Source organism: Planomonospora corallina, assembly GCF_042650625.1.
GTDB classification, from domain to species: Bacteria; Actinomycetota; Actinomycetes; order Streptosporangiales; family Streptosporangiaceae; genus Planomonospora_B; species Planomonospora_B corallina.
The window spans coordinates 112137-136236 of sequence record NZ_JBHSBM010000016.1; the positions used below are offsets into that span (position 1 = coordinate 112137).

Annotated in this window: 30 protein-coding genes; 4 read left to right on the forward strand and 26 right to left on the reverse strand. The window is 72.3% G+C overall.

All coding sequences use genetic code 11. The annotated features are described in order from the left end of the window. Positions 1-2: 2 nt before the first annotated feature. From ACFOWE_RS11570 to rpmG, 13 genes are all read right to left on the reverse strand, one after another. A complete protein-coding gene (locus ACFOWE_RS11570; protein ID WP_377287263.1) occupies positions 3-848 on the reverse strand; it encodes an MEDS domain-containing protein in 846 nt (281 codons plus the stop codon). A 95-nt stretch (positions 849-943) separates the two neighbouring features. Continuing rightward, on the reverse strand, positions 944-1339 hold the full coding sequence (locus tag ACFOWE_RS11575; protein WP_377287264.1) for a hypothetical protein: 396 nt from the start codon (positions 1337-1339) through the stop codon (positions 944-946). Positions 1340-1678: 339 nt separating this feature from the next. Continuing rightward, a complete protein-coding gene (locus tag ACFOWE_RS11580) occupies positions 1679-2308 on the reverse strand; it encodes an ABC transporter ATP-binding protein (RefSeq protein WP_377287265.1) in 630 nt (209 codons plus the stop codon). Beyond that, a complete protein-coding gene (locus tag ACFOWE_RS11585) occupies positions 2296-3099 on the reverse strand; it encodes an ATP-binding cassette domain-containing protein (protein WP_377287266.1) in 804 nt (267 codons plus the stop codon). Before ACFOWE_RS11585 ends, ACFOWE_RS11580 begins: the two co-directional genes overlap by 13 nt. An 8-nt stretch (positions 3100-3107) precedes the next feature. Further along, positions 3108-3953, reverse strand: a complete 846-nt coding sequence (locus ACFOWE_RS11590; RefSeq protein WP_377287267.1) for an ABC transporter permease — start codon at positions 3951-3953, stop codon at positions 3108-3110. Beyond that, the gene (locus tag ACFOWE_RS11595) at positions 3950-4918 is read right to left on the reverse strand and encodes an ABC transporter permease (protein WP_377287268.1); all 969 of its coding nucleotides are present in this window, start codon (positions 4916-4918) and stop codon (positions 3950-3952) included. Before ACFOWE_RS11595 ends, ACFOWE_RS11590 begins: the two co-directional genes overlap by 4 nt. Positions 4919-4950: 32 nt before the next feature. Then, positions 4951-6624, reverse strand: coding sequence for an ABC transporter substrate-binding protein (locus ACFOWE_RS11600; RefSeq protein ID WP_377287269.1), 1674 nt, complete (start codon positions 6622-6624; stop codon positions 4951-4953). A 301-nt stretch (positions 6625-6925) separates the two neighbouring features. Beyond that, positions 6926-7342: a hypothetical protein gene (locus tag ACFOWE_RS11605; RefSeq protein WP_377287270.1), complete on the reverse strand. Its 417-nt coding sequence runs from the start codon at positions 7340-7342 to the stop codon at positions 6926-6928. A gap of 49 nt (positions 7343-7391) precedes the next feature. Next, on the reverse strand, positions 7392-7556 hold the full coding sequence (gene rpmF / locus ACFOWE_RS11610; RefSeq protein WP_377287271.1) for a 50S ribosomal protein L32: 165 nt from the start codon (positions 7554-7556) through the stop codon (positions 7392-7394). 3 nt (positions 7557-7559) lie between these two features. Beyond that, positions 7560-7859: a 30S ribosomal protein S14 gene (gene rpsN, locus ACFOWE_RS11615; protein ID WP_377287272.1), complete on the reverse strand. Its 300-nt coding sequence runs from the start codon at positions 7857-7859 to the stop codon at positions 7560-7562. After that, a complete protein-coding gene (gene rpmB / locus ACFOWE_RS11620) occupies positions 7859-8095 on the reverse strand; it encodes a 50S ribosomal protein L28 (protein WP_377287273.1) in 237 nt (78 codons plus the stop codon). Before rpmB ends, rpsN begins: the two co-directional genes overlap by 1 nt. Further along, positions 8095-8340 (reverse strand): type B 50S ribosomal protein L31, encoded by a 246-nt coding sequence (locus tag ACFOWE_RS11625; protein WP_377287274.1) that lies wholly within the window; start codon positions 8338-8340, stop codon positions 8095-8097. The genes rpmB and ACFOWE_RS11625 overlap by 1 nt, the downstream gene beginning before the upstream one ends. A 4-nt stretch (positions 8341-8344) precedes the next feature. Further along, positions 8345-8509 (reverse strand): 50S ribosomal protein L33, encoded by a 165-nt coding sequence (rpmG, locus tag ACFOWE_RS11630; protein WP_377287275.1) that lies wholly within the window; start codon positions 8507-8509, stop codon positions 8345-8347. A gap of 121 nt (positions 8510-8630) precedes the next feature. Between rpmG and ACFOWE_RS11635 the strand changes: the two genes are divergently transcribed. The 4 genes from ACFOWE_RS11635 (at position 8631) to ACFOWE_RS11650 (ending at position 11294) form a co-directional block, all read left to right on the forward strand. Then, positions 8631-9773, forward strand: coding sequence for a CobW family GTP-binding protein (locus ACFOWE_RS11635; protein ID WP_377287276.1), 1143 nt, complete (start codon positions 8631-8633; stop codon positions 9771-9773). Beyond that, positions 9770-9997 (forward strand): 30S ribosomal protein S18, encoded by a 228-nt coding sequence (rpsR, locus tag ACFOWE_RS11640; RefSeq protein ID WP_377287277.1) that lies wholly within the window; start codon positions 9770-9772, stop codon positions 9995-9997. Before ACFOWE_RS11635 ends, rpsR begins: the two co-directional genes overlap by 4 nt. Positions 9998-10040: 43 nt before the next feature. Further along, entirely contained in the window at positions 10041-10430 is a 390-nt protein-coding gene (locus tag ACFOWE_RS11645; RefSeq protein ID WP_377287278.1) for a Fur family transcriptional regulator, read from the forward strand. A gap of 144 nt (positions 10431-10574) precedes the next feature. After that, on the forward strand, positions 10575-11294 hold the full coding sequence (locus ACFOWE_RS11650) for a class I SAM-dependent methyltransferase (RefSeq protein ID WP_377287279.1): 720 nt from the start codon (positions 10575-10577) through the stop codon (positions 11292-11294). Between the two features lie 148 nt (positions 11295-11442). On the opposite strand, the gene ACFOWE_RS11655 is transcribed toward ACFOWE_RS11650, so the two are convergent. The 13 genes from ACFOWE_RS11655 to ACFOWE_RS11715 form a co-directional block, all read right to left on the reverse strand. Next, complete coding sequence (locus ACFOWE_RS11655) at positions 11443-11829, reverse strand: GAF domain-containing protein (protein WP_377287570.1); 387 nt, start codon at positions 11827-11829, stop codon at positions 11443-11445. After that, entirely contained in the window at positions 11830-11997 is a 168-nt protein-coding gene (locus ACFOWE_RS11660) for a hypothetical protein (RefSeq protein ID WP_377287280.1), read from the reverse strand. Positions 11998-12239: 242 nt separating this feature from the next. Beyond that, positions 12240-12761, reverse strand: coding sequence for a GNAT family N-acetyltransferase (locus tag ACFOWE_RS11665; RefSeq protein ID WP_377287281.1), 522 nt, complete (start codon positions 12759-12761; stop codon positions 12240-12242). Further along, entirely contained in the window at positions 12751-14220 is a 1470-nt protein-coding gene (locus ACFOWE_RS11670) for an ABC transporter ATP-binding protein (RefSeq protein WP_377287282.1), read from the reverse strand. Before ACFOWE_RS11670 ends, ACFOWE_RS11665 begins: the two co-directional genes overlap by 11 nt. Continuing rightward, complete coding sequence (locus ACFOWE_RS11675; RefSeq protein ID WP_377287283.1) at positions 14217-14966, reverse strand: ABC transporter permease; 750 nt, start codon at positions 14964-14966, stop codon at positions 14217-14219. Before ACFOWE_RS11675 ends, ACFOWE_RS11670 begins: the two co-directional genes overlap by 4 nt. Next, the gene (locus ACFOWE_RS11680; RefSeq protein ID WP_377287284.1) at positions 14963-15874 is read right to left on the reverse strand and encodes an ABC transporter permease; all 912 of its coding nucleotides are present in this window, start codon (positions 15872-15874) and stop codon (positions 14963-14965) included. The genes ACFOWE_RS11675 and ACFOWE_RS11680 overlap by 4 nt, the downstream gene beginning before the upstream one ends. Continuing rightward, positions 15871-17406: an ABC transporter substrate-binding protein gene (locus ACFOWE_RS11685; RefSeq protein WP_377287285.1), complete on the reverse strand. Its 1536-nt coding sequence runs from the start codon at positions 17404-17406 to the stop codon at positions 15871-15873. The genes ACFOWE_RS11680 and ACFOWE_RS11685 overlap by 4 nt, the downstream gene beginning before the upstream one ends. After that, positions 17399-18160, reverse strand: a complete 762-nt coding sequence (locus tag ACFOWE_RS11690) for a class I SAM-dependent methyltransferase (RefSeq protein ID WP_377287286.1) — start codon at positions 18158-18160, stop codon at positions 17399-17401. The genes ACFOWE_RS11685 and ACFOWE_RS11690 overlap by 8 nt, the downstream gene beginning before the upstream one ends. After that, positions 18157-19299 carry an MFS transporter gene (locus tag ACFOWE_RS11695; protein ID WP_377287287.1) on the reverse strand — a complete coding sequence of 381 codons (1143 nt, stop codon included), beginning with the start codon at positions 19297-19299 and terminating at the stop codon, positions 18157-18159. The genes ACFOWE_RS11690 and ACFOWE_RS11695 overlap by 4 nt, the downstream gene beginning before the upstream one ends. Then, entirely contained in the window at positions 19296-20291 is a 996-nt protein-coding gene (locus tag ACFOWE_RS11700) for a dipeptide epimerase (RefSeq protein ID WP_377287288.1), read from the reverse strand. Before ACFOWE_RS11700 ends, ACFOWE_RS11695 begins: the two co-directional genes overlap by 4 nt. After that, a complete protein-coding gene (locus ACFOWE_RS11705; RefSeq protein WP_377287289.1) occupies positions 20288-21331 on the reverse strand; it encodes a PLP-dependent cysteine synthase family protein in 1044 nt (347 codons plus the stop codon). The genes ACFOWE_RS11700 and ACFOWE_RS11705 overlap by 4 nt, the downstream gene beginning before the upstream one ends. Continuing rightward, positions 21328-22113, reverse strand: a complete 786-nt coding sequence (locus ACFOWE_RS11710) for a Rossmann-like domain-containing protein (RefSeq protein ID WP_377287290.1) — start codon at positions 22111-22113, stop codon at positions 21328-21330. The genes ACFOWE_RS11705 and ACFOWE_RS11710 overlap by 4 nt, the downstream gene beginning before the upstream one ends. After that, positions 22110-23363: an ATP-grasp domain-containing protein gene (locus ACFOWE_RS11715; RefSeq protein WP_377287291.1), complete on the reverse strand. Its 1254-nt coding sequence runs from the start codon at positions 23361-23363 to the stop codon at positions 22110-22112. Before ACFOWE_RS11715 ends, ACFOWE_RS11710 begins: the two co-directional genes overlap by 4 nt. Positions 23364-24100: the final 737 nt, after the last annotated feature.

Sequence of the window (24100 nt, forward strand, 5' to 3'; positions counted from 1 at the left end):
AGCTAGGGCGCGTCAGCCCCGATCATCTCGAGGAGCCTGTGCAGCGCGGCCGAGGCGCCCACGATCCGCATGCCGTACGGCAGGGCACCTGCGGTGCGCGCCAGCGCCGCCGCGCAGCCGACGTCGGCGAAGGCCAGCCGGCTCACGTCCACGGTCACCGGACCACCGGTCGGCAGGTCCTCGGCCAATCCGGCCAGCACCGCCTCCAGGGCGTCGCGGCAGGAACGGTCGGCCTCGCCGATCAGACACAGTCCTGCCGGGTCCGCGGTGCGCACCAGCCGCAACTGCGGGTGCCAGTCGTCCGCGGTGCGGGGGGAGACGGCCGCCGGGTGGGCGGCGGCGATGTCGCGCAGCCGATCGCCGGGGAACAGCCGCTGATCGTACATGCACACCACGGTGGCGTAGGCGTCGGCGAAGATCCGGCTGGCCCGGGCTTCGTACCAGGCCAGCCTCTCGGCGCCGTCCACCTGAGGGCGACGCGCCGCCCACGTCATGTCCGCGATCACCCGCAGGCCCGTGTACCCCTCCTGACGGGCCTCGGCGAGCTGCCGGTGCCAGCCGTCCAGCACCGCCTCGGCGTCGAAGCGCCCGGTGGCCAGATAGGAGGCGTCGGCGGTGTGGAACCGCGCCTGCCCGCGAGCGCCGGCCGCCTCGATGTCGACCCCGAGGTCCGCGAGCGCCGACCGCAGTGTCCGCGGTGCGATCTCCTCGGTGAAGCACAGCACCTTCTCACCCGCACCCAGGCCGGCGCCGACGAACTCCAGCATCGTCGTCAGACGCTCGTCGTCGGTGCGGAAGGTCCAGCAGATGTGGTCACCCGGCGCGAGCCGGTCCACCGCGGTCGTCATCACCTTCACCATGCTTCTGTCGGTCGGTAGGTCGCGTCCCGAGGCCACTACACCTCACGTGCCCGTCCGGTGCTACAGCCGTTCCTGCGAATCCATTATCCGGGTCGGTACGGAATTCGGCCGCCGCGCCCACGGCGGCGTTGCAGCCGCCGAAGACCGTTGACGGGCCGGTCCGCTCTCACCGGTGCCTCTGGGCCGCAGCCGCGCGGACCGCGGCCGAGGAGATCGTCGCCAGTTCGGGCCGAGCCGGCATGAGTATGGCCGTGATGCCCAGCGTCTCGTTCATGGTTGCCGACGGGCCGGGGAGCCTTCGGCCCCGTCGTGCCGGTGATCCGGCGGACCCGTTCGGCATGGCGGTCGCAGGCGCGGGCGACCTCGTCCCGTTCGGCCGGGGTGAGGTCGTCCATGACCTCGGCGTGGATGTCCGGCCGGCGCGACAGGCCACGGTGCAGGGCGTAGGCGACGACGCCGGCCAGCTCGTCCTCACTCATCCGGGCTCGGCCGGGGCCCGGCGTGGAGGATGCGAGCCCTGCTACGGGAGCCGACGGGGCCATGCCGGGATGGATGTTCCGATCGCGGCGGACGGGTCATCAAGGGGAAATCGTGGCCCGCTGTCAGACTCACTCTGATCAGCGCCGACGCGTACCGGGCGTCCCGTAGGCACCGCCGATATGCGTTGAATCGGTGCGGCACGGTCGTGACCGGCCACAACAGGCGCCTCGGTGAACACGGGGCCGTCGTCTCCCGGGCAGAAGACCCGACGGCGCCGTGCGGCCCCGATCACGACGGGACCCGGCACCGGCGACCGCCCCAGGCGCGGCCCGACCCGGTCAGCTGAGACGCCGCCCCGCGGGGTCCCGGAGACGCTCTACGGCGATCTGCTCGTCGCAGAGCCGGTCGAGCAGCGTCGGCTCGTGACTGATGACGACCATGCCGAGGCCGCGTTCGCGGACGATCCGGATGAGCGCGTGCCAGATCTGCGCCTGCGTGATCGCGTCGAACATGGCGGTCATCTCGTCGGCGACGAGATACCTGGTGGCGGGATGGAGCGCCCGGGCGATGCAGAAGCGTTGCAGTTCGCCCCCGGAGAGCTCGCCCGGCCAGCGGTCGAGCCACTCGCTCCTGACGCCGAGCAGATCGAGCGTCTCCTGGGGCACCGCATGGGATTCCCGCAGCACCGAGCGCATCCGCCACTTGTGGTTGACGGCCCGTCCGGGATGCTGGTGGATCAGCTGCACCGGCCGGAACCCGCGTCCGGGCAGCGGGGCGCCGTCGACCGTGATCTCACCGGACCGCGCCCGGAGGTCGCCGGCCAGGAGTGCGCCGAGCGTCGACTTACCGCTGCCGCTCGGCCCGGTGATGCCCACCACGGTGCCGGCCTCCACTCGGAAGGAGGCGTCGCGATACAACGTCCTCCCGCCCGGGTAGCCGTAGCTGAGACCGTTGACTACCAGTGCCAATCCGCACCTCCGGCGGAGAATCGGTTCTGCGGCAGCGCGCGCCACAGCTCGCGCGCGAAGGGGTGGCCGAGCCCGTCGCCTTCCCCGGTGAAGGCGGAGGCGGACTCTACGGTGACGAGGCGCCCGCCGTTCATCACCGCCACCCGCTCGGCCACGGTGACCGCCGAGAGGATGTCGTGGGTGATGAGCAGCACGGCGACACCGCCGGCGGCGAGTTCACGCAGGTGCCCCAGCACCTCCGCGACGGCCTCGGCGTGCAGGCCCGGGGTCGGCTCGTCGGCGATGATCAGCCGGACGGTGTCCCGGACGCTGGTGGCGAAGAGCACCCGCCTGAGCATGCCCCCGGACAGTTCGAACGGATACAGCCTCGCCGCCTCGCTCTCCAGGCCGTAGCGGGTGAACAGCCGGCGTTGCTCCTGCTGCGCCGTCTTCGGATCGAGACCGATGCGCACCTGCTTGCCGACGGGCATCAGCGGGTCGAGGTTCGTCACCGACTGAGGGATGTAGGAGATCTCCCGGCCGAGCGTGCGCCGCCGCCTGGTGGCGGTCAGCCGCTCGCCCCGGTACCGGATCTCGCCGGTGACGTGCGCGTTGTGCGGCAGGATGCCGAGGATCGCCTGGGCGAGCAGGGTCTTGCCGGATCCGCTCGCGCCGATGACCGCCAGGACCTCTCCTTCGTGGACCTCGAGGTCCAGCCCGGTGAGGCCGGTGACCGTCCGGGTGCGCAGCCCGCTCGCGTACCGGGTGAAGCCGACGCCGAGATCGGAGATCGTCAGGACCGGTGTGTTCATCGGATCCCTCATCCGTTCGACGTCGCCGGGTCGAGCACCGTGCGCACCCGGTCGCCGAGTCGCGCGAAGCCGAGCACGAGCAGCAGGAGCGCGAGGCCGGGAAACACCGCCAGCCACCACATCCCGCTGGAGATGTGCGGCATTCCTTCCGACAGGAGGATGCCGACCGCCGGCGTCTGGGGGGAGAAGCCGAAGCCGAGGAAGGTGAGCGCGGCCTCGTGCAGGATCACGTGCGGGAACATGAGGACGAATCCGACCAGGAGCTGGGGCAGGACGAGCGGCAGGACGTGCCTGCACGCGATGAACAGCGGTGATCTGCCGAGCCCGCGCGCCACGAGGATGAACTCCGCGCTGCGGATCTGCTTCACATCGGCTCTGACCAGCAGTGCCAGTGACATCCAGTGGGTGAACGCGATGCCCAGGACGATGCCCGGGATCCCGCCTCCGACGGTGAAGGCGAGCAGGATCATGAAGATCAGGTGCGGGATGCCGATGGACAGGTCGATGAGCCAAGAGACCAGGCCGTCGACCCGTTTGCCCAGGAGTGCGGCGCAGACGCCGAGCACCGCGGAGATCACCGTGCTGATCGCCGCCGTGAGCACGCCGATTCCCAGAGAGAGCGCCAGTCCCTTCACCACTCTTGTGAAGAGGTCCCGGCCCAGGTGGTCGGTCCCGAACGGGTGATCGAAACTCGGCGGCGACAGCCGCAGCGCGGAGTTCGGCCGCAACGAGGCGTCGTTCAGGAACAGGTGGCCCGCGATCAGGCAGGTGGTGATGAGCACCACGACGCAGAGCGAGACGACGACGTCCCGGCGTCCGCGCAGGCGTGGGCGGTGAGCGGTCGGCGCGCTCATGCCCCGCTCCGGATCCGCGGGTCGATCGCGGCGTTGACGACGTCGGCGATCAGGTTCCCTGTGAAGACGAACACCGCGCTGACCAGCACGATGCCCAGCAGCAGCGGGACGTCGCCGCCGAGTGCGGCCTCGGTCAGGGTGGAGCCGAGACCCGGATAGGAGAAGACCGTCTCGGCGAGCACCGAGCCTCCGAAGAGTTCTGCGAAGTAGGCGAATTGGAGGGTCACCGCCGGGACCACGGAGTTCCGGAACCCGTGGTTCATGAAGATCTGCAGGTCGGTCTCGCCCCTGGCGCGGGCGAAGGCCACATAGTCGCTGTTCAGGACGTCCGTCATCTTCTCGCGGGTGTGCATGGCGATGTTCGCCACGCCGATCGCGGACAGGGTGATCGCCGGCAGGACGAAATGGTGGAGCCGCTGGGTGAGCGTGACGTCGGCCGCCGGGACGCCATGCGGTCCCGCGAGCCCCACGGGGAACCAGCCGAGCCATACGGAGAACACGACGAGGAAGACGATGCCGAGCCAGAAGGTGGGCGTGGCCGACAGGGTGTAGCTGTACCAGGAGATGATCCGGTCCGCGAGCCGTCCCCGGTGCATCGCCGCGACGGCCCCGAGCAGGTAGCCGAGCACCCCGGACAGGGTCCAGGCGACCCCCATCAGCGCGAGTGACGCGCCGAAGCGGGTTCCCATGACATCGACCACGGGAGCCTTGTACAGCGTCGATACACCGAAGTCGCCCTGGAGCAGGGTGCCGGCCCAGGCGAGGTACTGCTCGACCGGCGAGCGGTCCAGCCCCCACTGCTCGCGAAGCTTCGCCAGCTGCTCGTCGGTGAGGTCCACATCAGCGCCGATGTAGGCCTGGATCGGGTCGATCGGTGAGTTGTGGACCAGGGTGAAGGCGAGCACCGACACCCCGGCGAGCAGGGTCGCCAGGCGCAGGACGCGCAGCAGGATCAATCTCGGCATGACGGGCACCGCCCCGGCCTTCCGGCGGGTGTTCACCGCTCCCAGCGCCACTGGGCGAGGGTGTTGAACAGTGCCCACTCGTGTCCGTGGCCGTGGATCGGCTGGTCGCCGAGGTGCAGCCCGTCGCGGACGAGGTAGAGGTGGTCGATGCGGACGAGCCAGATGATCGGCGCGTCGCCGTTCTCCCCGGCGAAGCCGGCCTTGCCGTCCCACTGCGCCCGCTTCCAGTGCGTGTTCGCCTCGTCCTGGGTGGCGGCGGACAGCGCGCGGTCGAGGTGGCCGTCGACCGTCGGGTCGGAGTACTGCGGCATGTTGTTGTAGCCGGTGTCGAGGACCTTCGACGAGTACATCGAGTACAGCTGGTGGGCGTGGTGGCGTCCGCCGCCCCAGGTGACGGCGTTGGCCTTGCCGTCGAGGTAGATGCCGTCCCAGGTGCTGCCCTTGGTGGTGATCTCGATGCCGAGCGCACGCGCCTGCTCCGCCACCACCAGCGCGAGGTCGCTGCGGAGCTTGTCATCGGAGGGGTACATCAGCGTGAACCCGGCCTTCTTCCCCCCCTTCTCCACGATTCCGTCGCCGTCGGAGTCGCGCCAGCCGGCCTCGGCGAGGATGCGCTTGGCGTCGTCGGCCCGGCCGTCCTCGAACGCCGCCTCCTGGTTGAACCACGGCAGACCGTCGACGAGGGTGTAGGCCGGGCGGCCGTGGCCCTGCAGCACGATCTCGGTGATCTCCTCGCGGTCGAGGCCGATGTTCAGCGCCTTGCGGATCGCCGGGTCCGCGGTCACGTCGTCGCCGACCGCGACGTCCTTGCCCTGGATCTCGCCCCTGCCGCCGGCCGGCCGCGTCGGCAGGGACAGACCGCGGGAATCGATGCTCTCGAAGCTCCGCAGCGTCATGCCGGGGACACGCTGGTCGGCGAAGGCCGGAGGGACGTAGGCGATGTCGACGGTCCCGGCCCTGGCGGCGGCGAGCGCCGCGTCCTCGCCCAGGAACAGGAAGGTGAGCTTGGTGAACTCCGGCCGCTGCCCGTACCAGTGCGGGTTCGCCTTGAGGATGAGCTGCTGCCCCTGCTGGTAGTCGGCGACGGTGTACGGGCCGGACCCGATCGGGTTCTTCGAGTAGTCCGGGCCGTAGTGCGCGGCGGGCAGGATCGGGATCTCCGAGAGCTGGCTGACGAAGGTCGAGCGCGGTTCCTCCAGGTGGAACTCGACATGGGACTCGTCGGTGGCGGTGATCCGGTCGACGAACGTCAGGTCGAATCGCGTGCCGTCCTTCTTCAGTGTCTCGTAGGTGAAGACGACGTCCCGGGCGGTGACCGGCTCGCCGTTCGACCAGCGGGCGTTGTCGCGGAGCGTGAAGCTCCAGGTCTTCGCGTCGTCGCTCACGGAGTACTCCGAGGCCAGGTCGCCGACGAAGTCGACGTCGGCGTCGATGGTGAGCAGCGAGCTGTGGATCGGCCGGATCTGCGCCGGTCTGGAACCCCAGCCCTTCAGCGGGTCGAACTCGCCGCCGGCGATGTCCCCGACGGCGACGACGAGCTCGGTGCCGCGGTGCCGCGGTTCACTCGAGGGCGACGCGCCCTCGTCTGCCCGGCCCCACCGTGTGGTGACACCGGCGGTCACCCCTACGACCACGATGAGCGCCGACGCCGCGGCGATCCATGCGCGTCTGGCCTTGCGGGGCGGAAGTTCTTCGTCTTGGGACAAGGGGGCGACCTCGGTTTCGAACGGTTGTCATGGAGGGGCGCCGCCGGTGATCGGGCGACGGCGGATCACTGTACTGATAATCATTATCATTACTCAAATCGGGGCTGATCTTCTGTACGGGTGCGGAATCGGTGCCGGGGTATCCGTCCCGCTCTGGAATCCGTCCCGTGTGGACCGCACTGCGCGTTCTTCGCGCCGGCCGTGCGACTCGGCGGTACCCGTCGAGCAGTCCGTGGAGCACCTTCCGGCGCTCGGCCCGCTCTTCCTGCGGCACGGCGGCCTGCCTGTCATGGCCGGGTGATCACCGCGAGCGGGACCGGTGCGGCCGATGACCGTAGTGAGCCGACCTGGTCGTCGAGACCCGTGAGGAATCGTGGATCTGCTGGGCTGTCCGGTGCGGGCGGGCGTCGCGGTCGCAACCAGGATGCGCGGCATGCCAGGTCGCCGCCTCGGTAACGGCCGGCAGCCCTTGCGCCCGGGTGCGCAGGGACGTCCGCCGGGAGATGCCGGTGGTTCCGGGCGCCGGCCGGACCACCGGCCCTGCAGGGTCCGCCGCGATCAGGTCCACAGGCGCGGGGCAGGCCGGGCCGAATCCGGCGCGGCGCAGCAGCTCTGCGTGGCCGGAGGCCGACACGCGGTGCTCGCCTCCGGCCAGGGCCGGGAGCAGTGGATCGTCGTCGACCCCGACGACCTGCGCCGACGGCAGCCGTCCGGCCATCCGTGCCGCCCGGATGTCCGATCTCGTCACCGGGTCCGGGCGGGTCTCATCAGGGAGTGATCAGGCCGCGCCGGTAGGCGCGGACCAGCCGGCGGGGGACCAGCAGGTCCCGCCCGTCCACGGTGATCGGCACCAGATCGGGAGCCGTCGCCTTCCACTGGGAGCGGCGGTGGCGGGTGTTGCCGCGCGACATCTTGCGCTTGGGGACGGCCACGGCTCACCAGCTCGCCTTCGTCACGCCGGGCAACTCGCCGCGGTGGGCCATCTCGCGGAAGCGGATGCGCGACAGGCCGAACTTGCTCAGGTGGCCGCGGGGGCGGCCGTCGACGGAGTCGCGGTTGCGGATGCGGGTGGCGCTGGCGTCGCGGGGCTGGCGGGCCAGTGCCCGTACGGCCGCCGCCCGCTCCTCGGCGGTGCCGGTGCGGACGATCTCCTTGAGCGCGGCTCGGCGCTCGGCGTGGCGGGCCACCACGGCCCTGCGGCGCTCGTTGGCGGTGATCTTGCTCTTCTTGGCCATCAGACCTTTCCTCCCCGGGCGCGGATGCGGGCCACGGCGGCCTCGACGCCGATCGCATCGACGGTCTTGATCGCTCTGGCGCTGAGAGTGAGCCGGACGAACCGGTTCTCGCCGGGCAGCCAGTAGCGGCGGTGCTGGATGTTGGGGTTCCAGCGGCGGCGGGTGCGCCGGTGGGAGTGGGAGACGCGGTTGCCGAAGACCGGCGCGGCGCCGGTCAGCATGCAGTGGGCCGACATCAGGCCCTCCCGTAGCGCCGGTTGAAGCGCTCGACGCGGCCGGCCGTGTCCAGCACCCGGGTGCGGCCGGTGTAGAAGGGGTGGCTGGCCGAGGAGACGTCGACGTCGACGACCGGGTAGGTGTTGCCATCCTCCCATTCGATCGTCTTGTCGCTGGTGATCGTCGATCGGGTCAGGAATGCGAAGTCCGCGCCCGGGTCGCGGAACACGACGGGGCGGTAGTCGGGGTGGACGCCCTTCTTCACGGGGTCATCGCTCCTCTCGGAACAGCACGTGCTTGCGGATGGTCGGGTCGTATTTGCGCAGGGTGAGCCGGTCGGGGTCGTTACGCCGGTTCTTGCGGGTGACGTAGGTGTAGCCGGTGCCCGCGCTGGATCTGAGTTTGATCACGGGGCGGAGTTCGTTCCGGGCCATGGGGTTCCTTCCGTGTGGCCGACCTGTGTAATGATAATGGGAACGGTTTTCATTCCGTCAACCTGTGCCCGACCGCGCCGCCGGGCGCGTCACCGCGCCCGCGCCCGCAAAGGAGAACCCCGTGTCCACCCCTGTCGTCCTCGTCGCAGGTCTGCACGCCCAGGCCCGCACCGCCGCCGTCGACCGGCTACTGCACGAGCACCCCGGCGCCGTCGCGATCCACCACGACCTGCGCGAGGTGACCCGCGGCCGGGTCGAGCGGGTCGTCCGCGACCGCTCCGGCGTGCTCGACCTGGCCGAGGTGCGGCTCGCGCACGGCTGCGTCACCTGCACCGTGCGCGAAGACCTGCTGCCCGAGCTGATACGGTGCGCCGCCACCGCCTCCCTGCTGGTCGTGGACCTGTGGGACTCGGTAGAGCCCCGCTCGGTGGCCGAGGCGGTCGACTGCGAGGAGGCCCGCGGCACGTTGCGCCTGACCTCGGTGCTGACCGCGCTGCACGCCGCGCACATGCCGATCGACATCACCCGGGGCGACCGCCTGGCCGAGACGGGTCAGGTCGCGGCGGCAGGCGACCAGCGGTACCTGGCCGAGGTGCTGGTCCGGCAGATCGAGTACGCCACCGGTTTGGTGCTGCACGGCGGCGACGCTGAGGATGCCGAGCTGGCCCGCGCCGTGCTCGCGCACCTGGCCCCGCTCACCCCCGTCCACCGGGCCATCGAGCTGCCCGAGGTCCGCGGCGGCGCGGTGTGCACGGCCGAGCTGGCCGAGCGCGTCGACCCGGCCACCGCCCGGCTGCCCGTCGAGGCCCGCACCGACGAGATCACCACGGTGGTCTGGCACCGGCTGCGCCCGCTGCACCCGGCGCGCCTGTTCGAGGCCGTCGACGAGCTGGCCACCACCTCGGTCCGCTCCCGCGGCCGTTTCTGGCTGGCCACCCGGCACGAGCGCATGCTCGCCTGGGACGCGGTCGCAGGCATCCTCTCGGTGGAGGACGCCGGCCCGTGGCTCGCCGCGCTGCCGCAGGCCGCCTGGGAGATGGTCTCCCCGGCCCGCCGTACGGCCGCCGCCCTCGACTGGAACGAGGTCACCGGCGACCGGGTGCAGCACCTGGTCTTCAGCGGCCCCGACCTCGACCCCGACCGCATCACCGCGCTGCTCGACTCCTGCCTGCTCACGCAGGAGGAGACGCTGGCCGGCTCCGACGCCTGGGCCGGCTACGACAACCCGTTCACCGGCGTCCTCGACCTGAAGGAGACCGCATGAAGCCCCGCCGTACGCCCCGCAAGAAGAGCAACCCCCTGCACGGGGTGGACCACATCGACTACAAGGACACCGACCTGCTGCGCCGGTTCATCTCCGACCGCGGCAAGATCCGCAGCCGACGGGTCACCGGCGTCACCGGCAGGCAGCAGCGGCAGCTGACCCGGGCGATCAAGAACTCCCGGGAGATGGCCCTGCTGCCCTACGCCTCCCGCCCCCGCGGCTGACGCCGCCCCCTCGTCCCCGCCGCCGTCCGCACAGGGGTGATCGATGGACCACCGGGACGCCCGCGACCTCCGGTCGCGGGGGATGACCGCGACCGGCAGCCGGTTGCTGGTGCTGCGCTGCCTGCGCGCGCGGCGGGAGCCCTGGAGCGCCGGGGAGATCCACGCCCACCTGCACTCCCGCGGCGACCGCGTCGGCCTGACAACCGTCTACCGCACGCTCGCCGCCCTGGCCCGGGCCGGCCTCGTGCACGCCTTCGAGCGCAACGGCGAGACCGCCTACCGGATCTGCGGCGAGGACGAGCACTGCCATGTGGTGTGCCGTGCCTGCGGAGCGGTCACCGAGGTCGCGGCGTCCGCTCTGCAGACCGCCCTGGCGGACGGTTTCCGGATCGAGGAGATCCACGGGACCTGTCCGGACTGCCTGGAGAGGTGAGCCGTCGGTCCGGGTGCTGCGCGTCCGGCGTGCCGGGCCGGCGGCCCGGCAGGGCGGCGCCTCCTCGCCGGGGACCGCCCTTGATGCTGCGCTCGAAGCACATCGAAAATAGAAACCATTATCAAACTCAATCAGGAGGGGCGAGTGACTGATCCATACGAAAGGTCGGCCGAGTTCGTCGACGTCATGATGGCTCCGCACCGGGACGCCCTCGGTCCTGCGCTGGCGAAGGCGCTGCGGGCGTTCGGACCCGGCCCGGTCGTCGATCTCGGTGCGGGCGGCGGGCTGGGCACCCTGGTGATCGCCGACACGCTGCCGGATGCCGAGATCATCGCCATCGAGCCGTCTTCCGTGCTCCGGTCGGTGCTGACGGCCCGCATGTTCGAACGCCCCGGGCTGCGCGACCGGGTGACCGTGCTGCCCGATGGCCTGCTGCAGGCCGCGCTCCCGCCCAGGGCCGGGGGAGTGGTCGCGATGAACGTCCTCGGGCATCTCACCCCCGCGGAGCGGCACCGGCTGTGGGACCTGCCGGCGTCCGGGAGCCGGGTGGTGGTGAACCTGCAGCCTCCCGCCGAGCCGGCCGAGCTGCCGATGGCCCGCTTCGCCGACCTGCGGCTGGGCCGGCACCGGTACGAGGGGTGGGGCAGGGCCGAGCCTGCGGGCCCTGACAGCGTCACCTGGCACATGGCCTACCGGGTCTACGAGGGGGAGCGGCTCGTCCGCGAGGTCGAGACGGACTACGCCTGGCGGGTGCTCGGCGAGCGGGCGCTGCGTGAGGAACTCGGCGAGCGCGGCCTGGGGCTGACCCCCGTCGGCCCGGGAGATCTCGGAATGTACATGGTCGAAGAGGACACGCATGTATGAGGTGGTCGTGGCCGGCGGCGGCCCCACCGGATTGAACGCGGCTCTGCTGCTCGGGCGGCAGCGCCGCAGGGCCCTGGCGGCCGACGCCGGCCGTCCGCGCAACGCGTCGGCCGCGGAGATGCACATGTACCTGGGGCGCGACGGCGGCTCACCGGTCCGGCGCCTTCACCTGAGGGTGTCGGCACAGCTCATGTCGGTGCCGGTGGATCAACGGGCAGGCACAGGGTGAAGACGGTGCCGCCGCCAGCACGGCGAGACTGCCGAGGGTTTCCAGCTCTGCCTTCTCCCATATGTGGGGGCGGTCGCCGATCACGCACAGGACGCCCAGCGGCTGGCCGCCGGGGGCGTGCAGCGGCGTGCCGGCGTAGGCGGCCAGCTCTCCGCGGGAGACGGCACCGATGTCGTGCCACCGCTCGTCGCCTCGCGTGTCGTCCACCGCCAGCGGGGCGTCATCGACGAGCAGGTGGCGGCACATCGACTGCGACAGGGGCGTCTGCCGCGCGGGCCCGTCTGTTCCGGCGTGGCGGAGGATGATCTACCGGTCCTCGGCGATCAGCGTCACCAGCGAGGCCCGTACGGGCAGCAGCCGGACCGCCATCCGGGTCACCTCGTCCAGGATCGGCACGCGGGGAGCGTCCAGAAGGCCTGTGGTGCGCAGCGCCTCGAGCCGTTCCGGATCGCGGACGCGGTCTTCCGTCCTCACGCTCCCACCTCGTGGATCGCTCGTCAGGAGAGCTCAATCGCCCGTCAGGAGAGCTCATAGGTGTAACGCTTCTGTGCCCGCTATCGGAGCGCATGCTCCCTCCGCCGCCCGCGGTCAGGACCCGTGGCCGTTCTCCATGCGAAAGCACCGCCTGCTCGTCCTCTCCGTCGCCGCCGGCCTGGCGCTGCAGCACAGCCCGGATCGCAGCGCGGCGGTCAGCGTCCGCATGCTCTCGCGCCAGTTCAAAGGGGGATCTCGAAGTGGACTGTCTGGAAACGGGACGGATCGCCGTCACGGGCGTCGTGGACCGGGACGGCGACCGACCTCCAGAACGCCTCGGCGCCCTCGATTCGGGTGTCGGTGTGCAGGTAGAGGCGGCTGTAGCCGGGAGTGGAGGCGACATGGGCGCATGCTCGCCTCACCAGTTCCCGGGCGAGACCGCGACGGCGGTGCGCGGGCCGTACGTAGACCCGGAACAGCTGGGCGGTGCTGCCGCAGGGGTACCGCTCGGCGAGCCACGCCGGGTGCGGAGGGCTCTTCGGTCCCGTGGCCCGCACACAGGTCGTGCCCACCACCTCGTCGTCGTGGACGGCGACGAACAGCGCGTGCCGGGGCGCCCGGAGGTAGACGCCCTCCAGGTCGATCACGTCCCGGTGCCATTCGGGATGGTAGCCGTGGCCGAACTCCCGGTAGAAGGTGTCGAGCATGAGGCTGCGGGCGCCGTCCAGGTCCTGACGGCGGGCAGGGCGGATGTCATACGGCATGGGAGGACTCCTCGGTCAGGCCGGTGAGGGCACGGGTGACGGGATGAGCGGGGTGGCGGAGCACCCGGTCGGCCGGGCCGTGCTCGACCAGGCGCCCTCCGTGGAGGACCGCGACCCGGTCGGCGATACGCGCGGCGATGGGCAGATCATGGCTGATGACGACCAGGGTCAGGTCGAGGCCGGTGAGCAGGTCGAGGACGTCCGCCTGGGTGACGGGATCCAGCCCGGAGGTGATCTCGTCGCAGATCAGCATGTCGGGCCGGGCGAGCAGGGCGCGGGCCAGGGCGGCGCGCTGGAGCTCGCCTCCGGACAGCCCGTCCGGGCGGCGTCGCGCGGTCTCGCGGTCCAGCCCGAGGGAGGCCAGAGTCGCGAAGGCGTTCTCGCGTGCGGCAGGTGCGGGTGTGCCTCGGAGTCGTACCGCGGTCCTGGCGGCCTGCTCCACGACGGCGCGCCGGGGATCGAACGAGGCCCGGGCGTCCTGGAAGACGTACTGCACGCGGGCCAGGTCGGCGCGGCCGCGCCTGCGGGGGGACCGGGGCAGCGGCCGGCCGGCCAGCCGTACGGTCCCGGACGTCCAGGGGCGCAGGCCGGCGATGCAGCGGGCGAGGGTCGTCTTCCCGCTGCCCGAGCGGCCGACGACGGCCAGCCGCTCACCGGGGAAGACGTCGAGGTCCACCTCGTGCAGCACTTCCGTGCCGAGACCCGCGACCTGGAGGAGCGGCAGCGGTTCCGGGCTGGGTTCCACGCGGTCGGCCGCCGCGCGAGGGCGTGCGGTGACCAGCGCCCTGGCGTAGTCGCTGCGCGGCGCGTTCAGTACCGCGGGCCCGGACTCCACGACCCGCCCGCCTCTGAGCACGACGACCTGGTCGGCCAGCTCCCGCACCAGGTCGAGGTCATGGCTGAGCAGGACGACGGCGACGCCGAGCCCGGACAGCTCGGCGGCGATCTCGGCCCGGGTGACGGCGTCCTGGCCGGTGGTGGGTTCGTCGGCGACGACCACGGACGGGCCGGTCAGCAGCGCGTGCGCCAGGACGAGCCGCTGCTGCTGCCCGCCGGACAGCTGGTGGGGGAAACGCCGCAGGAAGGCACGGTCGCCGGGGAGCCGCGCCCGGTGCAGCGCGTCGCGGACGTCTCCGCCGTGCCGCGCTGCGATCTGGCGGAGCACGGTCCCGATGCGCAGCACCGGGTTGAGCACGGCGGAGGGATGCTGCGGGATGAAGGCGACGGTTCCGGGCGGTGGAGGTTGCGCGGGGGTGACCTCGTGCCCGGCCACGGTGACGCGTCCGGTGACGCGGGCGCCGGGCGGGTGCTCGCCGAGCAGCGCGAGCGCGGTGGTCGTCTTGCCGCTGCCCGAGGCGCCGACCAGGGCCAGAGTCCTCGCGGCGGGCAGGGTGAGGCTGACCCCGTCCACCAGGGTCCGGCCGGGGACGGCGACCGTCAGCCCGTCGACGTCGATCACGATGCCGCCTTTCTCAGTGCGCGGTCGGCGGTGAGGTTCAGCCCGACGGCGAGCATGACGATCAGCAGCGCGGGGGCCAGGACCGCCCACGGGTTGAGGAAGAGGCCGCCCCGGTTGCGGTCGACCATCACCGCCCAGTCGGCGGCGTCCGGCGGCACGCCGACGCCGAGGAAGCTCGCGGCGGCGACGAGGTACAGCGATCCGGTCAGCCGGGTGCCGGCGTCGGTGGCGAGCACACGGGCCATGGAGGGCAGGACGAACCCGGTGGTGATCCGCCACCGGCTCTCGCCCTGCAGCCGCATGGCCTCCACGGCGGGCCGGGTGCCGATCTCCAGCGCGCAGGCACGGACCAGGCGGGCGACGTCGGGCAGATGGACCAGCATGACGATCCAGGCGAGCGCGCCGCCGGGGGTCAGGGCCGCCACCACCAGGATCAGCAGCAGGGAGGGCACCGCCATGAGCACGTCGAGCGGCCGCATCAGCGCCTCGTCGGCCATCCGCGGCGCACCCGCCGCGGCCAGGCCCCAGACGGTGCCCAGCAGATAGGCCCCGGCGGTGGCGAGCACGGCCGTCAGCACCAGGGACCGCCCGCCCAGCAGCACCTGCTGCCACACGTCGCGTCCGGCGAAGTCGGTGCCGAGCAGGCCCGCCGCGGTGTAGGAGACGCCATGGGCCGTTTCGCCGGGGGCGAACCACGGCCCGGCCAGGGCGACGGCCAGGGGGACGGCGAGCAGGAGGAGTCTCATGCGCGGGGAGCCAGTCGGAAGGCCGCGACGTCGGCGAGGAGGTTCACCAGGACGGTCGTGGCGGCGAACAGCAGCGCGAGCCCCTGCAGGATGGGAAGATCGCGCTGGCCGACCGCGTCGGCCAGGGTACTGCCCAGCCCGGGGACGATGAAGACGGCCTCCACCACGATGACCCCGCCGAGCAGCCAGTCGACGGTGCGGGCCAGGTGCTGCACGGCGGGCGCGAGCGCGCCCGGTAGCGCGTGCGCGAGCCGGTTCAGGCCCAGGCGCCGTGCGTGCCGTACGTACGGCGCGGCCAGTACGTCGATCATCGTGGAGCGGATCAGCCGTCCGGTGGAGCAGACGGGCCGCACCAGCAGCACCGTCACCGGCAGCACCAGAGCGGCGGCGGTGAGCCCGCCCAGCCCGGTCGGCGGCAGCCATGCCAGCGCCACGCCGAAGACCGCCACCAGCACGATGGCCAGCGCGAACTCCGGAACCGCGTAGAGCGCGGCGCCGGCGGCGGTCAGCGCCCGGTCGAGCCTGCCGCCCTCGCGCAGCGCGGCGGCCACTCCGAGCAGGACCGAGAGCGGGATCAGCAGCAGCAGGGTGAGTCCGGCCAGCACGGCGGTGGGAGCCAGCGCGTCCAGCATGATCTCGGCGACCGGGCGGCCGGAGACGAGTGACGCGCCGAAGTCGCCCCGTACCATCCCGGAGGCCCACGCGGTGAAGCGTTCGGCGAGGGGACGGTCCAGCCCGAGCCCGGCGCGGATCTGTGCGATCCGCGCCGGGTCCGGCTGGTCGCCCGCCAGCACCACCGCGGCGTCGCCCGGCAGCGCCTCCGTCATCAGGAACACCAGGCAGGCGACCGCGGCGACCTGAACGGCGCCCACGGCCAGCCGCCGCGCGGCGTAGCGGGTCAGATTCACCCCAGTCTCACCTTGTCGAACCGGGCCCAGTCCAGGGTGTTGGCGGGTGCCGCCTGCACGCCGCTCACCTTCGGCGAGGTCGCGACGATCCAGTCGGCGAAGCCCCACACCAGCAGTCCGCCCTCGGCGTGCAGCATCTGCTGCATCTTCAGGTAGGCGGCTTCCCGGTCGGTGGCGTCGCGCGCCGAGACGGCCGTCTCGTAGAGCGCGTCGAACTCCGGACGCGCCCATTTGGTGGCGTTGGTCGTGGAGGCCGACAGCAGCCGCTGCGCGATGTGGGTCTCGATCGGCATGGCCCCGGAGCGGAAGCTGGCGATGGAGCCCTTGGTGAGGATGTCGGCCCAGTAGGTGTCCTTGCTGCCGCTCGTGACGGTGGCCTTCAGCCCGGCGGCGCGCAGCTGGCCGGCGAAGACCGTGGCCGCCTCGACGAAACCGGCGGCGGCGGTGGAGGTGGTCAGCTCGATGGTGAGGCCGTTCGCTCCGGCCTTCCTGATCAGCGCCTTCGCCTTGTCCAGGTCGGGCGTGCGCTGGGGGATGCTCTCGGCGTAGTGCAGGTAGCCCTTGCCGAACAGGTCGTTGCCGATCTGCCCGGCACCGGGCATGACGGCGTCGACCAGCTGCTGCCGGTCGGTGAGCAGGAATAGCGCCTGGCGCAGGTCCCGGTCGTCGAAGGGGGCGCGGTCGGTCTTCATCGCGAACGCCTGCATCGCGCTGTTGGGGGCGCGGACGACCGTGACGCGTCCCTCGTACTGGCGGGCGGAGGCCGGGCTGAGGTCGTGCGCGTACTCGACCTGCCCGCCCAGCAGCGCGTTGATCCGCGCGGACTCCTCGTTGGCGATGAGGAACTCCAGCTCCTCGATGTACGGGGCGCCGTCCCAGTAGTCCGGGTTGCGCTTGAGCAGCACGGAGCTGCCCGGCTTCCACGACACGAAGGAGAACGGGCCCGAGCCGACCGGCTTGCTGAAGTCCGTGGTCCCCTCGGGAACGATGTAGGCGCCGAACGCGGCCAGCACGTTGGGGAACTCCGCGAAGGGCCGCTTGAGCCGGAACTCGACCGTGCGGTCGCCGACGGCCCGGCTGCCGGGCAGGTCGATGAGCGTGAGGCTGGACTTGGCGCGGAAGGTCTTGCCCGGGTCGGTGATGCGGGCGTAGCTGGCCAGCACGTCCTGGGCGCGTACCGGCCGCCCGTCGTGGAAGCGCGCCTGCCGCAGGGTGACCCGCCAGACGGTGAAGTCGGCGTTCGCCTCCCACCTCTCGGCCAGGCGGGGTTGCGGGGAGACGTCCGCTCCGAGGTCGGCGAGCTTGTCGTAGAGGGCTTTGGCGCGGGCGGCCTCGTTGAACAGGTTGGCCAGGTGCGGGTCCAGCACCTCGGTGGCGCCGCCGCCGGCGAACACGGCACACAGGCGCCCGCCGGAGCCGCCTCCGGAGGAGGAGGAGGAGGAGGAGGAGGCGGTGCCGGTGCCGCATCCGGCGAGCAGGGCGGCTCCGGCGGTCAGGCCGAGGAAGCCGCGGCGGCTGAGACGGTCATGCATGGTGGGGGTCCTTCACGAGTCGGGCGACGAGGTGGAGTCGGTCGGCGGACAGGGGCGGGCCGTCGTGCGGCTCGGCCCGGGGCCCGGGCTGGTCGAACAGGTCGAGGACTTCGAACCCGGCGACGGCCAGGAAGTAGGTGAGCTCCTGAGGGAAGAGCAGCCGCCAGGCGGAGTGCTGCTCCAGCGGTCCGCCGCCGGGCCAGCTCCACCTGCGGCGGCGCCGCAGCAACTGGGCGGCGTGGTCCAGCCGCAGTTCGGTGCGGGAGGTGTAGGTGACGCCCGCGTGGGTGACCTTGCGGGTGAAGGGCGCCGGAACCGGGTGGGTGAGGAAGTGGGCGCCGTTGCGCATCTCGGCGACCAGCAGGCCGCCGGGGCGCAGGTGCTCGCGGCAGCGGTCCAGGAACGCGGCCAGGTCGGCGTTGGTGTGGCAGTACAGCATCGCGCTGTCCAGGCACGTCACCACGTCGAAGCGGCGGCCGAGGGCGAAGTCGCGCATGTCGCCGCAGGCGAACGTCACCTCCGGGTGGCGCTGGCGCGCGTAGGCCAGCATCGCCTCGGACACGTCGACTCCGGCGGCGTCGTAGCCGAGGCCGGCGAGGTGGCCCGCGTCGCGGCCCGTGCCGCAGCCGACGTCGAGGAGGTCTCGTCCACCGTCGAAGCGCCGCACCTGGTCGTCCACGAAACGGGCGGCCCTGTGCTCCGGGTCGGGGAACTGCGCCTCGTACAGGGCGGGGTTGTCGGTCAGGAAGTTCACGCCGTCACCGCCGCACGCCGTTCCTGGACCAGCACGGCCGCCGCGCAGACCAGCCCGACCGCCGCGCACACGGCCGCACCGGCCGCGCCCGCCCAGCCGATCAGCGCGGTGCTGGCGGCGGCGACCACCCCGGAGACCAGGTAGAACACGCCGAAGTAGGTTCCGGCCAGCGACTCGCCGCCGAAGTGGCCGATCCGCTCGTACACGAACGGCTGCGCCATCATCACGCCGACGGCCAGGGCCAGCGCCGCGACCAGCACCGGGGCGATGCCCGGCAGCAGGGCGGGGGCGAGGAACCCGGCCCCCATCACGGCCAGGCCCAGGGCCATCGCGCGGTCCCGGCTCGTCGCCGCCTCCAGCCACCGGGTGATCCGCATCTGGAAGAGCAGGCTCGCCACGGTGGACACCAGGAACAGCAGCGCCACCGAGCCCGCCGTACCCGTCGCCTGCTCCGCGGCCAGCGGCAGCACCAGGTAGAGCTGGTTCTGCAGGGCGAACATGCCGCTGAGGGCGAGGGTGAAGGCGAGGAAACGCCGGTCGGCCAGGCAGCGCCGCCAGTCGCCCAGCACCGAGGAGCCGCTGGGCGGCACCGCGCGCGCGGGCAGGACGAGCGCCTGTGCGACGGTCAGCACCATGAAGATCGCCGCTGCGGTGATCGCGGCGGCCCGGAAGTCCACCAGCAGCAGCACGCCGCCCAGCAGCGGCCCGCACAGGGCTCCCGCCTGGGCGAACACGTTGAACAGCGCGAACGCCCTGGCCTTGTCGGGGGCCTCCACGGCGACGTACGCGCGGACGGCCGGGTTGAACAGGGCGCCGGCCAGCCCGCTGAGCACGGCGGCCGCCAGCAGCAGCGGCACCGTGGTGCCGAACGCGAACAGGGCGAACCCGGCGGTGCGCAGCGCGCAGCCCGTGATGATCACACCTCGGGCGCCGAGACGGTCGGCGGCGGAGCCGCCGATGAGGAACAGGCCCTGCTGGCTGAGGTTGCGCACCCCCAGGATGACGCCGGTCACCGCGGCGGACAGGCCGAGGTCGCCGGTGAGGTGGCCGGCGAGATAGGGGACCAGCAGGTAGAAGCCGGTGTTGACGCCGAACTGGTTGACCAGCAGCAGACGCACGGCCCAGGAGAGCTCTCTCACGCGGCCCGCACCCCCAGCCCGGGCTCCCCGCTCAGCCGCAGCACGCCGTCGTGCCCGCCGATGCCGGTCCACGGGTCCTCGGCGAGCAGCAGGTGACCGTCCAGATCGGCCCAGCGGGCCGCCGGCGCCAGATGCACGGCGGGTGCGATGCCCAGGCTGCTGGCCACCTGGCAGCCGAGCATGACGTGCAGGCCGTGGCGGCGGGCGCACTCGATGATCCGCCGGGCGGCCGTCAGGCCGCCGCACTCGGCGAGCTTGACGTTGACGCCGTGGGCGGCGCCCGGCAGGTTCTCCACGTCCTGCAAGGTCCGTGCGTCCTCGTCGGCGACCACCGGGATCGCCGAGCGCGCCGTCACCCAGGCGAGGTCGTCCAGGGTTCCGGGGGCGACCGGCTGCTCGACGGCCTCGATCCCCAGCGGCGCGACCTCGTCGAGGATCCGCACCGCCTGCTCGGCCGTCCACGCGCCGTTGGGGTCCAGGATCAGCCGGGCGCCGGGGGCGGCGCGGCGGATCACGCGGACGCGCGCGACGTCGTCCCCGCCGCCCAGCTTGATTTTGATCAGCTGGAGACCCCGGTCGAGGACCGGGGCGGGGTCCTGGCCGATGCCCAGGGTGAAGGCGGTCGCGGTGTCGGACCACCGCCGCCCGAACAGGGCGTGGACCGGCAGGCCGCGCCGCTTGCCGACCAGGTCGTGCAGGGCCGCGTCCACGGCGGTGAGCACGCCGGGAACAGCGGGCAGGAGATCGGGGACGGCCGCCAGGGCCTCCTCCGGGCCGGGGAGTTCCTCCAGCGCGGGGCGCAGCCGCCGCAGCAGAGTGGTGATCCGCCCGACGTCGAGCCGGTGGTGGACGCTGGTCACCGCCTCCCCGTGGCCGCGCAGCCCTTCGTGCGCCACGGTGATCTGGACGGCGTCCCGGCGGGTCATCACCGATCGGGAGATCCGCAGCGGCTCGCGCAGCACCAGTGACGTCACGGTCCAGGTGAGTCTCACGCGGGCACCTCCGCGAGCAGGGGGTCGATCACCAGGCGGCAGCGGGCCCAGCCGGACACCTCGACGGCGCGCGGATGCGCGATCTCCACAGGCTGGTCCTCGGGCCGCTCCAGCAGGCCGTGGGCCCGGCAGTAGTCGTCGTCGAAGATCGAGCCCAGGTAGCGGTCCGGCCCGTCCGGGAAGACCGCGACCACGGTGGCGCCGGCCTCCCGGCGCGCCGTCCACGCGGCGACCCGGGCCACCGCGCCGGTGCTCCATCCGCCGGTGACGAAGGATCCCCGTGCCAGCCTGCGGCAGGCGTCGACGGCTTCGACGGGGCCCAGCCAGTGGACCTCGTCGAACAGCTCGTAGGCCACGTTGCGCGGGTGGATGCTGCTGCCCAGGCCGCGCATGACCCGGGGACGCGCGGGCTGGCCGAAGACGGTGGAGCCCACCGTGTCCACCCCGACCAGGCGCAGGCCCGGCCAGTAGCGGCGCAGGCCGCGGAAGACCCCGGCGCTGTGACCGCCGGTGCCCACGCTGCACACCAGCACGTCGGCGCGGCCGAGCCGCTCGGCCAGTTCCCGCGCCAGCGAGGCGTACCCGTCGGGGTTGTCAGGGTTGTTGTACTGGTCGGGCCAGTACGCGTCGGGAAGCCGTTCCAGCACCTCGTGCAGCCGGTCCAGCCGGGCCTGCTGCCAGCCGCCCCTCGGATTCGGCCGGCTCACGACCTCCAGGCGCACGCCGTACGCGCGCAGGAGGGCGCGCATGCCCGGCTCGAGTTCGTCGTCGACCACCAGCACCACGGGATGCCCGAGGCACTGACCGGCGAAGGCCAGTCCGATCCCGAGCGTCCCGCTGGTGGACTCCACGACGGGGGCGCCGGGGCGGAGCTCGCCGCGGGCCCGGGCGGCGGTGAGCATGGAGACGGCGGAGCGGGCCTTCATGCCGCCGACGCCGAAACCTTCCAGCTTCGCCCAGAATCCGCCGTGCGGGTGGGGCAGCGGGGCGGTGATCCGGGCCAGGGGCGTCCGGCCGACCAGGGACAACAGGTCGTTCATGCCCGCTCCCGGTAGCGGAACAGGACGGTGTCGCCGCCGTCGAGCCAGAAGAAGGGGTACGGCTCCGCCGACACCGCGGTGACCCCCGCACCGAGGAAGCACGGCAGGATCGCACTGCCCGTCTGGGCGAACATCACCAGCGGCTTGCCGTGCGCGCGGGCATGCTCCAGGAGGAGCCCGAAGCCTCCGTTGCCCAGGGTCATCCCGGAGGCGAGTACGGCGTCGCAGCCGTCGAGGGCGGTGGCGGCGTCGGCGGTCACCGGCTCGCCCCACTCGGTGGAGCCGCCTTTCAGGTCGCACGGGACGTAGCGCACGCCCCGCTCACGCAGGTGGTGCAGCAACGAGTTGACCACACCGACCACGAGCACCCGTTCCGCGCCGCCGGGCAGCAGGTCGACCACGGCCGCCGCCCGGGCCAGGGACTTCTCCAGGGACGTCCCGGCCGGTACGGTGACCGGCTCGCCCCGGTGAGGGCGGGCCGACATCAGGTAGGCGTCGAGCGCGGCCACACGGACCGCCGGCACCGGATGGGCCAGCAGGCCGGCGACGGCGACGCCGACGCACTCCTCGACGATCGAGTCCGCGACCTCGTCGGGCTCCACCGCGCAGGACCCCACGGCACGGCCGACCCGCAGGCTGATCACATGGTTGCGGTAGACGCGGCCGCGGGAGTCGTGCCGTACTCCCTGCCGCGTGGTGAAGGCGGTGCTGACCCGCATCCGCGCGGGGTCGGGGCCCAGCTCTCCGGCGAGAGCCCGTTCGGTGAGCGTCGTCAGGTTCACCGCTCGTACTCGACCTTCAGCGCCGCGACCAGCTCCTGCGCCCGTGCCCCGGCACCGCTGCCGGAGGTGTCGGTCACCATGACGTGGCCGAGGTAGTGGTTGTTGCTCGTGGGTTCGCCCGCCTGGTGGCCGGCGGATCTGACCGACCAGTCGACGACGTCCGCGGCGGCGGTGAGCCCGTCGGTGCCGTGCACGGCGGTGATCCGGCCTGCGTGTTCGGGCAGCAGGAAGGCGATGGCCGCGCTGCGCACCCCGGTGTCGACGGGGGCCAGATCCGGCTGCTGGCCGGCGGCGAGCCGGGCGTGGACCATCGGCAGGTCGATGCCGGTGACCCGGCGGACCAGTTCGGTGATCTGGTTGCCCGCGGGGCGCGGGTTGACCTCGATCAGCGCCGGGCCGTCCGGGGTGAGCCGCAGCTCGGTGTGGGCCACCCCCCGGTCCAGGCCCAGCGCCTCCACGGCGGCCACCGCCGTCTCCGCCGCCTGCCCGGCCAGGCCGGCGTCCAGCGCGGCGGGAAACACGTGGCCGCTCTCGACGAACCACGGCTCGCCGGCCAGGCTCTTGCCGGTCACCCCGACCACGCGGACGTCACCGTCCGCGCTGACCGTCTCGACACTGACCTCCGGCCCGGTGAGCAGTTCCTCCAGCAGCACGATCGGCATCCGCCGCTGGCCGCGCGCGTTGACGGGGAACCCCTCCAGGGCGAGGAAGGCCGCCCGCAGCTCGGCCTCGTCGCGCACCTTCCGCACATGCATCCCGGCGCACAGGTCGACCGGCTTGACGACCAGGGGATAGCCCAGGCCGGTCGCGGCTTCCACGGCCTGCTCCCAGGAGGAGGCCGTGGCGAATCGCGGGCCCGGCACCCCCGCGTCCTGGAGGACGGCGCGGGTGAGGTCCTTGCGGCAGGCCCGCCGCACGGCCTCCGGGGAAGGGCCGGGCAGGCCCAGGCGCGCCGCGACCTCGGCCACGGCGGGCAGGTAGTAGTCGCACGAAGACAGGGCGCCGTCGAAGCCGAGCACGTCGTGCAACCGCTCCACCTGCGGCAGCAGCGACGGCAGGTCGTTGGTCTCCGCGGTCAGCACGTTGTCGGCGGCCAGCAGCGGATGCGGGTGGGCGCCGGGCACGGCTCGCAGGTAGTGGTGCAGGTCGCGGGTGAGAAAAGTGAACCGGTGCCCCGCATCGCGGATGGCGCGGGGCAGCAGTGTGCTCATCGCCCCCACCCAGCTCTCGATCAACAACAGATGTGCCATGCCGTCTCCTCTCGCCATCTGTGATGACAATGGTTATCGTTATCCATGTCATTACGCAACCCGCCGACCGGCGGGGCGGGTGGTGCCCGGCCGGTCGGCGGGCCGGCCTGCATGCCATCCGTGCCGAGAGATCAGGCGAAGAAGATTCGGCGGCCGATGTCGGTCTTCAGCCGGAACCGGTCCCGGTCGGCGCCGAATTTCAGTCACGGTGAGTAGTGGCTCTTGGTCGGCCTTGCGGTGGACGCAACCGGGCGCCTGTTCCGTCGCTGTTCCGTCAGAGGATGAAAGACGCCGCGTACCCATGAGTGAGAGGTGCGGGCATGACCGCTGCTCAGGGAACTGATCGGCGTGTTGTCGCAGGTGGGTGTGGTGCGGGTCGATGAACTACACCATCTTCGAGGGCACGTCCGAGCTCCAGCGCCTGATCATCGGCCGCGCGGTCACCGGCCTGCCCGTTCGCTGAAAATGTCGGATTCCGCGGACCGGCTCTGACGGGCGTTTCGGATCTCTGGTCCGTCACCGGTCCGTGAGAGCCGGAAGAGCGGTGCTGACGGCCGCGCCGGAGCGGCCGCCGATTGTTCACGGAGAGTAGTCATGTATGCCGACGGCATGCAGCTGCTTCCTGGGGGCCCACCTCTCCTCCGGGCAACGGTCCGGCCGGCGCTGGGGTTTACCCGAGGGCACCCGGGCACACCGATACCGATACCGGCACCTGTCGGCGTCCTACCTCGGGCGGA